Genomic DNA, 13287 nt, shown 5'->3' on the forward strand with positions numbered 1-13287 from the left:
GAAAGCATTGTTCTCTGATTTTGATCAGCGCCTTTCAGGAACGCCGTGGACCCCTCCATGGGGGCTCCGGGGCGCACATCCATGTGCGCCACGGTCCTGAAAGGCGCTGATCAAAATCAGAGAACAATGCGTGCACGCACGCCACGGCGCCCGCATCGCGCCTTGCGTACTCAGCCGAATCGTCAGTCGATGTTGCGCAGCAGTTCGTTGACCGAGACCTTGGCGCGGGTCTTCTCATCGACGCGCTTGACGATGACGGCGCAGTAAAGGGAGTACTTGCCGTCGGCGGAGGGCAGGTTGCCCGGCACGACGACCGATCCGGCGGGTACCCGGCCGTAGAGCGTCTGGCCCGTGACACGATCGTAGATGCGCGTGCTTTGACCAATAAAAACACCCATCGAGATCACTGAGCCTTTCTCGACGATGACCCCCTCAACTATTTCCGAGCGCGCGCCGATGAAGCAGTTGTCTTCAATGATGGTGGGATTGGCCTGCAGTGGCTCCAGCACGCCGCCGATGCCGACACCACCCGAAAGGTGCACATTGGCGCCGATCTGGGCGCAGGAGCCGACGGTGGCCCAGGTGTCGACCATGCTGCCTTCGCCGACCCAGGCGCCAATGTTGACATAGCTCGGCATCAGCACGACGTTGCGAGCGATGAAGGCGCCACGACGTACGATGGCATCAGGAACCACGCGCAAGCCCGCAGCCCGAAAGTCCGCATCGTTGCAGTGCGCGAATTTGAGATCGACCTTGTCGAAGAAGCGGCTGTGGCCGCCCTCGATCACGCGATTCTCATTGATGCGAAACGACAGCAGAACGGCTTTCTTCAGCCACTGGTTGACCTGCCAGCCGTTCCCAACCGGGTGCGCCACGCGGAGTTCACCGCGATCGAGCAGCGCGAGCGCCCCATCGACGGCATCGCGTACTGCGGCCGGTGCCGTGGCCGGCGTCAGGCGTTCGCGTAGCTCGAACGCGTTCTCGATCTGCTGGCGCAGAGGCTCGATATCAGTCACCGCTTTTCATTCCTGACAGAAAATTACGAATTCTCTCGGCTGCCTGCACGCATTCATCGACGGGCGCGACGAGTGAGATGCGCACGCGGCCGAGGCCCGGGTTGCTGCCATCCACTTCGCGCGCCAACAGACTGCCTGGCACTACAGTGACGTTGCATCGCGCAAACAGCTCACGCACGAAGCGTTGGTCGTCCATACCCACATCCGGCCAAAGGTAGAACGTACCAGCCGGCTCGTGGACGCTCATTACCGAGGCAAGTATCGGAACGACGCGACGGAACTTCTCACGATAGATCCTGCGATTGGCAGCGACATGCAGGTCGTCGCGCCATGCGGCAATGCTGGCGGCCTGGACCGTCTCCGACATCGCCGAGCCGTGATAGGTGCGGTAGAGGAGGAAGCGCTCGATGATGGCCGCGTCTCCGGCAACGAATCCTGAGCGCAGCCCGGGCAGGTTCGAACGCTTGGAAAGGCTGTGAAACGCGATGCAGCGCTCGAGGCGATCGTTACCGCAGTTTGCCGCGGCCGCCAGGAGACTGGTTGGAACGAGTGCGTCGTCGTTGTACAGCTCGCAATAGCACTCGTCGGCCGCGACGACAAAGTCGTAACGATCCGCAAGCGTCAGTGCCGCACGCAGGTGATCCGCCGACAGTACGGCCCCCGACGGATTGCCAGGATTGCACAGATAGAGCAGTTCGCAGCGGTTCCAGATGCTCGCAGGAACGGAATCGAAGTCGGGATGAAAGCGATTTGCTGCTGTCGTCGCCAGGTAGTAAGGCTCGGCGCCAGAGAGCAACGCCGCACCTTCATAGATCTGATAGAAAGGATTCGGCATGACAACCATCGGCTTTGATTTGCGGCCGACGATCGTCTGAGCGATTGCGAACAGGGCTTCCCGCGTTCCATTCACCGGCAGCACCATGGTTGCAGGATCGACCGCTCCCGTAGACAGGCCGAATCGCCGTTCGAGCCATGCGGCTGCACTGCGCCGCAGCCCGATGCTTCCCGAAGTCGTCGGATATCGGGCGAGCCCATCGAGTGAAGCGCGAAGCGCATCGAGCACGAAGCTGGGCGGATCGTGGCGTGGCTCACCGATGGTGAGCGAGATCGGCGACAGGTCCTGTGGCGGTGTCGCCCCCGCCAACAAGGCGCGCAGCCGCTCGAAAGGATAGGGTTGCAGCAGGGACAGGCGCGGATTCATGCGGCGCGCCGCCGATCGAGCGACTCGATGAGTGCCGTTCGCAGTCTTTCGGCTGCTGCCTCATCGAGCGGCTGCGCATTCTGGTCGGTTACGAAGAAAACATCCTCGGCGCGTTCGCCAACGGTCATGATCTTCGCGGCGAGGAGATCCATGCCCTGGTCCACCAGTACCCTGCCGACGTCGCACAGCAGCCCTGGCCGATCGCCAGCGATCAATTCCACGACAGAGCGGCGGTTGCGCGGATCGCGGCTGATCGCAACCTGCGTTGGCGTGTGGAACATGCGTGCCTGGCGCGGTGCTCGCCTCGAGACAACGGGTGGCGCGTGATGCGGCGAGCGCAGCAGCCGGTCGAGCGCGCCCTGGATTTCGCGCTGACGGTCCGGGTCGCCCGTTGCACTGCCGTCGGCCTCGAGCACATGGTAGGCATCGATGCTGAAACCGTCGTGTGTCGGGGTGATCCGCGCATCCACGATGTTCAGCCCCAGCTGATCGAGTGCCGCTGTCGTGCGCGCGAAACCGTCGTAACTATGTGGTGCCAGCGTCACGATCGAGGTCGTGCCGATTTCGGTCTCCGGGCGCACGGCGACGAATCCAGCGCTGTCGCGGTTGCCGTCCGCGAGGAGCAGCCGCGTGTGCCAGGCGATCTCGTCGGGCGTGTGGCGCAGGAAGTAGGCCGTGGTCAGCCGACGCCAGGCGCCGTCTATCTGTTCGGGCGTCAATGCGGCCGCAGCCAGTTGCTGGCGCGCGGCCAACTGCGTCTCGGCTATGAGGTCTTCCTGGTCGATCGGGCTCTCGAGGCCGCGCCGCAGTGCGCGGCGAACCCGCAGATAGAACTCGTGGAACAGGGATTCCTTCCAGGAATTCCACAGCTTGGGGTTGGTGCCGCGAACATCGGCGCAGGTGAGCACATAGAGATAATCGAGATGCGACTCGTCGCCAACCTGACGTGCAAACGCATTGATTACTTCCGGATCGCTGATGTCCTGCTTCTGCGCCGTCACCGACAACTGCAGATGATTGCGCACCAGCCAGGCAACCATGCGCGCGTCGTAGCGCGACATGCCTTGCTCGAGGCAGAATGACTCGGCATCGACGGCGCCGAGTTCCGAATGATCGCCGCCCCGACCCTTGGCAATGTCATGAAAGAGTGCCGCGAGGTAGGCGATCTCGGGCTTCGGCAATTTCTGCATGATCGCCGACACCTGCGGCAGTTCCTGGTCGTAGCGGCTCAGCGCGAGTCGACGCAGATTGCCAACGACGAACAACGTATGGGCGTCGACGGTATAGGCGTGGAACAGGTCATATTGCATGCGTCCCACGATGCGGCCAAACGCCGGGATGTAGCGCCCCAGCACGCCGTAACGATTCATGCGCCGCAGCTCGTGTGTGACGCCGACGGCGGCGCTCATGATCTCGAGGAACAGTCGATGGTGGCGGGGGTTCTGCCGGAATTCCTCGTCGATCAGCCACAGGTCCCTGGTCAGAGCGCGTATGGTGGCGGCGCGCACGCCGCGAATCTGGGGATTCGACTGCAGGATGAGGAACAACTCGAGCATTGCCGAGGGCTGGCGCGCGAATACGTCGTCGTGCACGACCTCCAGGTACTGATTGCGCAGCTGGAAGCGGGAATTGACTGGCTGCGGCGGGCTGTCGTTGCTCAGAATCGCTTCGCGAAACAATTGCAGCAGCAATTCGTTCAGCAGACTGACTTCCATGACGGTGCGGTAGTAGCGCTGCATCAATTGTTCGACAGCGAGCGTGAAACTCGCGTCTTCGTAACCAAATACTTTGGCAAGGCGGATCTGGTTGTCGAACAGCAAGCGGTCCTCGCGCCGACCGGCGAGAAGGTGCAGACCGAAACGCACCTTCCACAGGAACGCCTGCGCCTGTTTCAATCGGCGCAGCTCCGCACCGGTCAGGAAACCCTGCGCGGCAAGATCATCGAGCGATTCGGCGGCGAAGTGACGCTTTGCAACCCAGGCAATCGTCTGAATGTCGCGCAATCCACCCGGTCCGGTCTTCACGTTGGGTTCGAGGTTGTAGGCCGTATCGTTGGCGCGCAGGTGCCGTTCGGCTTGCTCCTTGACCTTCGCCTCGAAGAATTCGTCGACCGGCCAGATATTGTCGGGACGCAACTTGCGATTCAGCTGCTCGTAAAGGTCGGCGCGTCCCTCGAGAAGCCGCGCCTCGATGAGTGTCGTCATCACGGTGACGTCCGCGCGGCATTGCTCTACACACTCATCGACCGTGCGCACGGCATGGCCCACCTCAAGTCCGATGTCCCACAGGAAGGTAACGAATCGCTCAAGCGCCGCGCGCATCGCAGCCTCGGGTTCGTCGGCGATCAATACGAGCAAGTCGATGTCGGATGCAGGTTGAAGTTCGCCGCGGCCATAGCCGCCAACGGCAACCAGGCAGGCAGCTGCGCCTTGCTCGCCGAGCAAGTGCCGCCAAGCCATCCCGACCAGCGTATCGACCAACGCGGCGCGAAGATGCACCAGATCCTCGATCGGTTCATCGGCGTAGTAGCGTTCGCCGAGTTCCGCCTGCGCCTGCAGCAGGGCTTCGCGATATTGACTTGCCTCGGCAGTTGGCAGCTTCTCACGAAGTCGCGCGAGCAGCGGCCACGGGGGCAGGGCGAATGAGCGAACTTGCGTCTCGGTGGCCGGCACGCTCATGCGCGCGCACGCGCCGCGGCGCCAAGTGTCAGAACCTCATAACCCTGGTCGGTGACGAGTATCGTGTGTTCCCATTGCGCTGACAGCGAATGGTCCTTGGTGACGACGGTCCAGCCGTCGTTCAGCAGTTTGACGTGCCGTTTGCCCGCGTTGATCATCGGTTCGATCGTGAACGTCATGCCGGCCTGCAATTCGACGCCGGTTCCGGGCGTGCCGTAATGCAACACCTGTGGATCCTCGTGATAGACCCTGCCGATGCCGTGGCCGCAGTACTCGCGAACGACGGAGTAACCGGCGGCTTCTGCAAAGCGCTGGATCGCGTGACCAATGTCGCCGAGGTGCGCACCGGGACGAACGGTTTCGATGCCACGCCACATCGAGTCGAAACACACTTCGACGAGCCGGCGAGCCTGTATGCCCGACTTGCCCACGAAGTACATGCGGCTCGTATCGCCGTGAAAGCCATCGCTGATGACGGTGACGTCGACGTTGACGATATCGCCGTCTTTCAGCCGCTTTTCATTGGGTATGCCGTGGCAGACGACGTGGTTGACCGACGTGCATATCGTCTTGGGAAAGCCCCGGTAATTGAGATTGGCCGGAATTGTTCCCTGGGTGTTGACGATGTAGTCGTGGCAGATCTGGTCGATATCCTCGGTGCTGGCTCCCGGCTGGATGTGCTCGCCGATCATGTCCAGGACCTCGGCCGCGAGGCGCCCCGCGATGCGCATTTTCTCCTGCTCTGGAGCCGATTTGATGGTTATGGTCATGGGGCGGCGCGGCTCTGTCGCGGGGGCAGCGTAAGGCGTTGTTCTGACGGAAACTTCATGGTATAAAGCGCGGCCTTTTTTGGCAATTAATCCACACGCGTACTGGCTTTTTACCCCCGCGACTGGGTGTTCGGCGCGAGCCGAATGGTCCGGGGAAGTACGCGGAGGCTCAACCCTGCAAAGGAGTTCTCATATCATGGCCAGCGTGTCCATGCGGCAGATGCTGGAAGCGGGTGTCCATTTCGGCCATCAGACCCGTTTCTGGAACCCGAAGATGTCGCAATTCATCTTCGGCGAACGCAACAAGATCCACATCATCAATCTCGAGAAGACGCAGCCGCTGATGACGGCGGCGATGACTTTCGTGAAGGACATCGTCGCCGATGGCGGCACAGTGCTGTTCGTCGGCACGAAGCGTTCGGCGCGCGACGCGATCGCCAAGGAAGCCGGCCGCGCGGGCATGCCTTTCGTCAACCAGCGCTGGCTCGGCGGCATGCTCACCAACTTTAAGACCATACGCCAGTCGATCAAGCGACTGACAGAACTCGAACAGTTGCGCGAGACTGGCGCTCTCGAGAAACGCGGCAAGAAAGAGGCAACGCAGTTGCGCCGCGAGATGGTCAAGCTGGAGCGCAGCCTCGGCGGCATTAAGGAAATGGAATCGCTTCCCGATGCGTTGTTCGTCGTCGATGTTGGGCACGAGCGCATCGCGATCGCCGAGGCGCGCAAGCTCGGCATCCCGGTCGTGGCGATCGTCGATACCAACTGCACACCGGACGGTGTCGATTTCGTCGTGCCCGGTAATGACGATGCCATGCGCGCCATCCAGCTCTATGCCAACTCGGTCGCCGAGGCAGTGCTCGAGGGCAAGGCCGCCGTACCGCGGCTTGCGGCCACGGAAGACGAGTTCGTGGAGCTCGACGAGGAAGGCCGGCCGAAGCGCAAGGCAGCGCGCGGCAAGCCGCGACGCGAGGCTGCCGTTCGCAGCAAGAAACCCCCGGTGCGCCGCAAGGCAGCGGCACCAACAGCGGCCGCTGCCGCTGCAGATCCTGCGGCCGCCGCAGCGGTGGCGCCTGCACCGGATGCCGACGCGGGTGAGGGCGCCGCGATCGACCTGGCTGACGATGGACTCGACGATGACGCCGATGCCGGCGATGCCGCCGACCAGCGCAAGCGCAGCACGGCACCGCGCGGCCGCGGCCGTGCTGGCGCGAAAACCGACGGAGACTGAGCGGTGGAAATTTCGGCACATAAGGTCAAGGAACTTCGCGAGCGTACCGGCGCCGGGATGATGGAGTGCAAGAAAGCGCTCATCGAGAGTGGCGGCGATGCGGATGCTGCGGCCGAACTGATGCGCAAGCAGGGTCTGGCCAAGGCGGACAAGAAAGCTGCGCGCGTAGCGGCCGAAGGCACGATCGCGCTGGCACGCGATGAGCAGTCGAAGGCGGCGGCGATCGTAGAAATCAATTGCGAGACCGACTTCGTGGCCCGTGGCGATGATTTTCGGGAATTCAGCGATGCGGTAGCGGCCAGTGCGCTCGCCAATCCGCATTCAGCGGCCGAACAACTCTCGGATGCCAAGCTGGCGGATGGCACGACCATCGATGCGCGACGACGCGAGTTGATTGCGAAAATCGGCGAGAACATCACCGTACGCAGGGCTGCTCGCCTCAAGGCGCCGACTCATCTCGGCGCTTACCTGCATGGCACACGCATCGGCGCGCTGGTCGCCGTCGAAGGCGGCGATGCGCAGCTCGCACACGATCTGGCCATGCACGTGGCGGCAAGCCGGCCGCGGTATGTGGCCGTTTCCGATGTGCCGGAGGCGGAAGTCGCAAAAGAACGAGAGATCCTGCTGGAGCAGGCCCGCAACGAAGGAAAACCGGCGGAAATCGTCGCGAAAATGGTGGAAGGCCGTTTGCGCAAGAATCTGGCCGAGCAGGTCCTGCTTGGCCAGCCATTCGTCAAAGACCCCGACCAGACTGTCGAGAAGCTCCTGAAGGCCGCTGCTGCCAAAGTCGTTGGCTTCGAGCGATTTGAAGTCGGCGCCGGTATAGAGAAAGCACAGAGCGATTTCGTTGCCGAAGTCATGTCCCAGGTAAAAAGCAGCGGCGGCTGAATCATGGGCAACAGCCAACGGTTTCCGATCGTGCGGTCGTGCACATGACCGAATCCGTCGGCCCCCGATATCGCAGGATGCTCGTCAAGCTCTCCGGCGAGGCGTTGATGGGGCGGGGGGACTACGGCATCGATCCGGCGGTGATCCGCCGCATCGCGGGCGAAATCAAGCAACTCGTGGAACTACCAACCCAGGTCGCGCTGGTAATCGGTGGTGGCAACATCTTTCGCGGCGCAGGCCTGGCGCGCGCCGGCATGGATCGTGTCACGGCGGATCAGATGGGCATGCTCGCCACGGTGATGAACGCGCTCGCGATGCAGGATGCACTCGAGTCGCTGGGCGTGCATGCCAGGGTCATGTCGGCGATCCGTATCAACGAGGTGTGCGAGGACTATATCCGCCGTCGCGCGGTGCGCCATCTGGAGAAGGGCCGCGTCGTGATATTCGCGGCCGGTACCGGCAATCCATTCTTTACGACCGACACAGCTGCCTCGCTGCGCGCGATCGAAATCGATGCCGATGTACTGATCAAGGCGACCAAGGTCAATGGCGTCTATTCGGCCGACCCGGTACACAACCCGAATGCTACGCACTATGCGCGTCTGACCTTCGACACCGTGCTCAGCGATCGGCTCGAAGTCATGGACGCAACGGCCATCGTCATGTGCCGGGACAACAATCTGCGGCTGCAAATCTACAACCTGAATACGCCGGGCGACCTGATACGCATTGCGCGTGGCGAAGCCGTTGGTACCATCGTCACCCGTGAATGAATACTGACGGGCGAGGCCTGGACGGGGGCATGAGATGATCGAAGAAACCTTGCAGGATACGGCGCAGCGCATGCACAAGTGCGTGCAGAGCTTTCAGTCGGACTTGAAGAAAATGCGCACCGGCCGGGCACACCCGAGTCTGGTCGAACATTTGAAGGTCGACTACTACGGTTCCGATGTGCCGCTGCAGCAAATTGCGAATATCTCCGTCGAAGATGCCCGCACTTTGACGATCGCGCCCTATGAGAAGAACATCGTGCCGGCGGTCGAGAAGGCGATCATGAAGTCAGATCTGGGCCTGACGCCCATGACCGCAGGCCAGATCATCCGCATTCCATTGCCGCCGCTTACCGAGGAACGTCGGCGCGACATTACCAAGGTCGTCAAGCAGGACGCCGAGAATGCTCGCGTCGCAGTGCGCAGTGTCCGACGCGAAGCGATGACCGACGTCAAGGAGTATCTCAAGGAGAAGATGATCTCTCAGGACGACGAGAAGCGGGCGGAAGGCGAAATCCAGAAGCTGACCGACAAATTCGTGGCCGAGGTCGACAACCTGCTCGCGGCCAAAGAAAAGGAAATAATGCAGGTTTGATCCTGCATTGGTGCAGGACTGCCTCAGTATGACTGTGCCACGCCATCTGGCGATCATCATGGACGGCAATGGGCGCTGGGCCGAGCAGCGCAATCGCGACCGCAGCCTGGGCCATGAGGCGGGAATCGCGCCGGTGAGAATGTGCGTCGAGGAGTGCATACGCCGCGGCGTCGGTGCACTGACGCTCTTTGCGTTCTCCAGCGAGAACTGGCAGCGCCCGCAGGATGAAGTGACGGCACTGATGTCACTGTTCATCAGCTCCCTGGAAATGGAGCTGCCCAAACTGCACGAGAACGGCGTCAAACTTCGCTTCATCGGCGAGCGTGACCGGCTCGATGACGATCTGCGCGCGCGAATCGGGGCGGCCGAGCAGCATACGGCGGCGAACCGGCGTCTTGAGCTGCAGGTTGCGTTGAGCTATGGCGGTCGCTGGGACATCGCCCGGGCGGCGCGCCGCCTGGCGGAGGATGTGAGCGCCGGCAGGATACGCAGCACGGAGATCGATGAGTCGGCGCTCGCGACGCGCCTCTCGCTCGCGGGTCTTCCGGATCCCGATCTTTTCATTCGCACCGGCGGCGAGCATCGCATCAGCAACTTCCTCCTCTGGAACCTCGCCTACAGCGAGCTGTGGTTCACCGATACCCTGTGGCCGGATTTCTCGGTCGCCGACATCGACCAGGCCTTTGCAAACTTCACCGCCAGGCAGCGCCGATTCGGAATGACCGGCGCGCAACTTCGCGGAGCCACCAGTGCTTAAGGCACGGGTATTGAGCGCATTGGTGTTTGGCGCCGTGGTCCTCGCGGTGCTGTTTGCGCTGCCGTCGACTGCAGCACTTGCGCTGCTGCTCGCCATCATGGCGGTGGCCGGCTGGGAGTGGTCGGGGCTGGTCTGGGGCTCGCGGCGCGCGATTCGAGTCGCATATTCGATCGCCGTGGTTGCGCTGTGCCTTGGCCTGCCGCTGCTCGTACCGAGCCGCATCGGTGTCGATGTTTTCTTGGTGACCGCATTGCTCTGGTGGATATGCGCCTTCGCATGGGTGACGCTGCGGCCAGGCTGGACCCCCGTGCCATTGGCGGTCGTGGCGGGGCTTCTCGTCCTGGTGCCGGCGTGGCTAGCGCTGCGATGGCTCCTCTCCTGCGAACAAGGCGCGCAGTGGATACTGTTCTGCCTCCTGATCATGGTTGCAGCCGATAGCGGTGCGTTTTTCGCCGGACGGCATTTTGGCCGCGTCAAGCTCGCCCCGCTGGTATCGCCGAACAAAACCTGGGAAGGCGTCATGGGCGGCGTATTGCTTGCCTGCATGGTTGCCATCGCCGGCGCCTGGTGGTTCGACGTGGCGACGTCACAGCTCCTCCTCGTGAGTGTCGCGGCGGTGTGTTTCAGTATTGTCGGCGACCTGCTCGAGAGCATGTTCAAGCGCGCCGCCGGCGTTAAAGACAGCGGTCGCCTGCTGCCCGGACATGGCGGTATCCTGGATCGTATCGACAGCCTTACAGCCGGCGCGCCCGCACTGGTGGCGGGCCTGCGCTTGCTCGGAGTCCTGCAGCCATGAGACGCGTGACGATCCTCGGATCCACGGGCAGCATCGGCGAGAACACGCTCGATGTCCTGTCCCGTCATCGGGACCGATTCGAAGTCCATGCGCTCGCGGCGCATCGAAACCACCAGCGGCTCCTGCAGCAATGCCTGACCTGGCGCCCTGCCGTGGCCGTACTCGGCGACCCGGCTGCTGCCGCCAAGCTCGAGCAAGGGGTTCGCGCCGCGAAGCTGCCGACCGAAGTCTGCACCGGCGCGGCAGCGTTGGATGCGATCGCAGCAGATCCATCGGTGAGCGATGTCATGGCGGCCATCGTCGGGGCAGCGGGACTCGAGTCGACGCTTGCGGCGGCACGCAGCGGCAAACGATTGCTGCTTGCGAACAAGGAAGCGCTGGTCATGTCAGGCAGCCTGTTGCTCGAAGCAGTTCGAGCAAGTGGCGCAACACTGATTCCCATCGACAGCGAGCACAACGCAATTTTTCAATGCCTCACGCCAAGCGCGACGCCAGGACGGCGTCCTGCGGGTGTGCGGCGCATTCTGCTGACAGCCTCAGGTGGACCATTCCGATCGGTCGAAGCCGCCGCGTTGGTCAGCGTGACGCCGCAGATGGCCTGTGCTCACCCGAATTGGAGCATGGGGCGCAAGATCTCGGTCGACTCAGCGACCCTCATGAACAAAGGCCTGGAACTGATCGAAGCGTGCCTGCTGTTCGGTCTCGGCAGCGAGGAGGTCGAGGTGCTGGTGCATCCGCAAAGCATCGTGCATTCGCTGGTCGAGTATCAGGACGGGTCCGTGCTGGCCGAACTCGCCGCACCCGATATGCGTATTCCCATTGCTCACGCTCTGGCCTGGCCGGCGCGCATGAATGCCGGGGCCGATTTCCTTGATCTCGTGAAGATCGGTAAACTCGAGTTCGAAGCGCCCGACTTCGCGCGGTTTCCGGCGCTGGGGCTGGCACTCGCCGCGGCGCGCGCGGGCGGAACCGCACCGGCAGCACTCAATGCGTCGAACGAAATCGCGGTGCAGGCATTTCTGGATGGCCGGGTGAACTTTCCGGGGATCCCTGGAGTCATTGAATCAGTCATGACAACAATAGAAATTGGCCCGGTCTCAGGCCTCGACCACGTGCGTGAAATTGATGCGCGCGCGCGACAACTGGCCAGGGCTGCGATCGGTACCGACAGGTTGCGGACGGAGGCGCGCAGCGCGTGAACGCAATCTGGTTCTTTTTCTGGTTCGTGGTGGCGGTGAGCTTGCTGGTCACCGTGCACGAGTTTGGCCATTACTGGGTTGCCAGGCAGCTCGGTTTCAAGGTCCTGCGTTTTTCGGTGGGGTTCGGACGCCCATTGATCAAGCGCATTTGGGGCGCGGACCGGACGGAATATGTGATCGCGGCGTTGCCACTTGGTGGCTACGTGAAGCTCCTGGATGAACGCGAAGCGCCGGTTGCACCGGGCGAACTGGCACGTTCTTTCAATCGCAAGCCACCCTGGCAGCGGATTCTGGTGCTGCTCGCCGGCCCATTCTTCAACATAGCGTTTGCCATATTGGCGTTGTGGCTGATCCTCGCGGTCGCAGGAACCACCGAGGTGCGCGCGGTCGTTGGCGCCGTCCTGCCCGATTCCATTGCCGGCAAGGCCGGTCTCACAAAGGACGATGTCATCGTCGCCATCAACGATCAGGAAGTTGGCGGCCAACGCGATGTCGTGTTCGGACTGCTCGATGCCGTGTCGGGTGATGGCGAGATACGCATGCGCGTCAAGCGAAATCGCACCGACCACGACTTGCTGCTCGAGGTTGCCGATCTCCAGTTGCGACGCACGCTGACCGAGCCGGACCAACTGATGCGCGGTCTCGGTTTCGGATTCTGGCGTCCGGACATTCCGCCGGTTGCCGGCAAGGTCGTCGCCGACGGTCCGGCCGCACGTGCCGGTCTCAAGGACGGCGACAGGATCATCGCCGTCAATGGTGAGAGGGTAGCGAGCTTCGAAGACCTCGCCCGGCGCATCAATGCGATTCCCGGGACGAGCGCTGTGCTGCGACTCGAGCGCAACGGCAGCGATATGTCACTGCGCGTGCAGGTAGGCGCATATGAGCAGGATGGCAAGCGAATCGGCAGGATCCTGGTCGAGCCCGTGGGATCCATAGCCTATCCCGAAGAAATGTTGTTCAAGTCCCGCTCGGGGCCGATCGCGGCATTGTCGGGCGCGTGCAGCGAAGCCTGGCGGCTCACGGTGATGCAGGCGCGCCTGTTCACACGCATGGTGCTTGGACGGGTGTCGCTCAAGAACCTCAGTGGGCCACTGTCGATTGCGCAGTATGCGGGCGAATCCGCGCAAGCGGGTTTCCTGACCTTCGTCAATTTTCTCGTTCTGATCAGTCTCAGCCTGGGATTCCTGAACCTGCTGCCCATACCCATCCTCGATGGCGGCCAGATCCTTTTCCAGCTTGCCGAATGGATCAAAGGCAGCCCGTTGTCCGAGCAGGTGCAGTCGATTGGCCAACAACTGGGGATTGCGTTGTTGCTGCTGTTGATGGGCGTCGCCATTTTCAATGACGTCGCGCGACAATTCGGCTGAACCGTCCTATTCCAAAAAG

General features: G+C 62.4%; 11 protein-coding genes and 1 pseudogene. 8 read left to right on the forward strand and 4 right to left on the reverse strand.

Annotated features, from left to right (window positions below; translation table 11 throughout):
- Positions 1 to 182: 182 nt before the first annotated feature.
- From dapD to map, 4 genes are read right to left on the reverse strand one after another with little or no spacing between them, the layout of a single operon-like run.
- Complete coding sequence (gene dapD, locus R3E77_07100) at positions 183 to 1007, reverse strand: 2,3,4,5-tetrahydropyridine-2,6-dicarboxylate N-succinyltransferase (protein ID MEZ5499181.1); 825 nt, start codon at positions 1005 to 1007, stop codon at positions 183 to 185.
- A gap of 1 nt (position 1008) precedes the next feature.
- Complete coding sequence (gene dapC / locus R3E77_07105) at positions 1009 to 2217, reverse strand: succinyldiaminopimelate transaminase (GenBank protein ID MEZ5499182.1); 1209 nt, start codon at positions 2215 to 2217, stop codon at positions 1009 to 1011.
- Positions 2214 to 4895: a [protein-PII] uridylyltransferase gene (glnD, locus tag R3E77_07110; protein MEZ5499183.1), complete on the reverse strand. Its 2682-nt coding sequence runs from the start codon at positions 4893 to 4895 to the stop codon at positions 2214 to 2216. Before glnD ends, dapC begins: the two co-directional genes overlap by 4 nt.
- On the reverse strand, positions 4892 to 5665 hold the full coding sequence (gene map, locus R3E77_07115) for a type I methionyl aminopeptidase (protein ID MEZ5499184.1): 774 nt from the start codon (positions 5663 to 5665) through the stop codon (positions 4892 to 4894). The genes glnD and map overlap by 4 nt, the downstream gene beginning before the upstream one ends.
- A 196-nt stretch (positions 5666 to 5861) precedes the next feature.
- Between map and rpsB the strand changes: the two are divergent.
- The 8 genes and pseudogenes from rpsB (at position 5862) to rseP (ending at position 13268) form a co-directional block, all read left to right on the forward strand.
- Positions 5862 to 6536 (forward strand): annotated as a pseudogene (gene rpsB / locus R3E77_07120) (30S ribosomal protein S2).
- A 363-nt stretch (positions 6537 to 6899) separates the two neighbouring features.
- A complete protein-coding gene (tsf, locus tag R3E77_07125) occupies positions 6900 to 7784 on the forward strand; it encodes a translation elongation factor Ts (GenBank protein MEZ5499185.1) in 885 nt (294 codons plus the stop codon).
- 44 nt (positions 7785 to 7828) lie between these two features.
- A complete protein-coding gene (pyrH, locus tag R3E77_07130) occupies positions 7829 to 8557 on the forward strand; it encodes a UMP kinase (protein MEZ5499186.1) in 729 nt (242 codons plus the stop codon).
- 34 nt (positions 8558 to 8591) lie between these two features.
- Positions 8592 to 9149, forward strand: coding sequence for a ribosome recycling factor (frr, locus tag R3E77_07135; GenBank protein MEZ5499187.1), 558 nt, complete (start codon positions 8592 to 8594; stop codon positions 9147 to 9149).
- 28 nt (positions 9150 to 9177) lie between these two features.
- The gene (uppS, locus tag R3E77_07140) at positions 9178 to 9906 is read left to right on the forward strand and encodes a polyprenyl diphosphate synthase (GenBank protein ID MEZ5499188.1); all 729 of its coding nucleotides are present in this window, start codon (positions 9178 to 9180) and stop codon (positions 9904 to 9906) included.
- A gap of 10 nt (positions 9907 to 9916) precedes the next feature.
- Entirely contained in the window at positions 9917 to 10702 is a 786-nt protein-coding gene (locus tag R3E77_07145) for a phosphatidate cytidylyltransferase (GenBank protein ID MEZ5499189.1), read from the forward strand.
- Positions 10699 to 11901: a 1-deoxy-D-xylulose-5-phosphate reductoisomerase gene (locus tag R3E77_07150; GenBank protein MEZ5499190.1), complete on the forward strand. Its 1203-nt coding sequence runs from the start codon at positions 10699 to 10701 to the stop codon at positions 11899 to 11901. Before R3E77_07145 ends, R3E77_07150 begins: the two co-directional genes overlap by 4 nt.
- Complete coding sequence (rseP, locus tag R3E77_07155) at positions 11898 to 13268, forward strand: RIP metalloprotease RseP (protein MEZ5499191.1); 1371 nt, start codon at positions 11898 to 11900, stop codon at positions 13266 to 13268. The genes R3E77_07150 and rseP overlap by 4 nt, the downstream gene beginning before the upstream one ends.
- The last annotated feature ends 19 nt before the right edge of the window (positions 13269 to 13287 follow it).

Source organism: Steroidobacteraceae bacterium (assembly GCA_041395505.1).
GTDB lineage: Bacteria > Pseudomonadota > Gammaproteobacteria > Steroidobacterales > Steroidobacteraceae > JAWLAG01.

Excerpts from the sequence above, each read along its gene's own strand:
- dapC (MEZ5499182.1), bottom strand. The coding sequence starts at position 2,217 with ATGAATCCGCGCCTGTCCCTGCTGCAACCCTATCCTTTCGAGCGGCTG.
- glnD (MEZ5499183.1), bottom strand. The coding sequence starts at position 4,895 with ATGAGCGTGCCGGCCACCGAGACGCAAGTTCGCTCATTCGCCCTGCCC.
- map (MEZ5499184.1), bottom strand. The coding sequence starts at position 5,665 with ATGACCATAACCATCAAATCGGCTCCAGAGCAGGAGAAAATGCGCATC.
- pyrH (MEZ5499186.1), top strand. The coding sequence starts at position 7,829 with ATGACCGAATCCGTCGGCCCCCGATATCGCAGGATGCTCGTCAAGCTC.
- frr (MEZ5499187.1), top strand. The coding sequence starts at position 8,592 with ATGATCGAAGAAACCTTGCAGGATACGGCGCAGCGCATGCACAAGTGC.
- uppS (MEZ5499188.1), top strand. The coding sequence starts at position 9,178 with ATGACTGTGCCACGCCATCTGGCGATCATCATGGACGGCAATGGGCGC.
- R3E77_07150 (MEZ5499190.1), top strand. The coding sequence starts at position 10,699 with ATGAGACGCGTGACGATCCTCGGATCCACGGGCAGCATCGGCGAGAAC.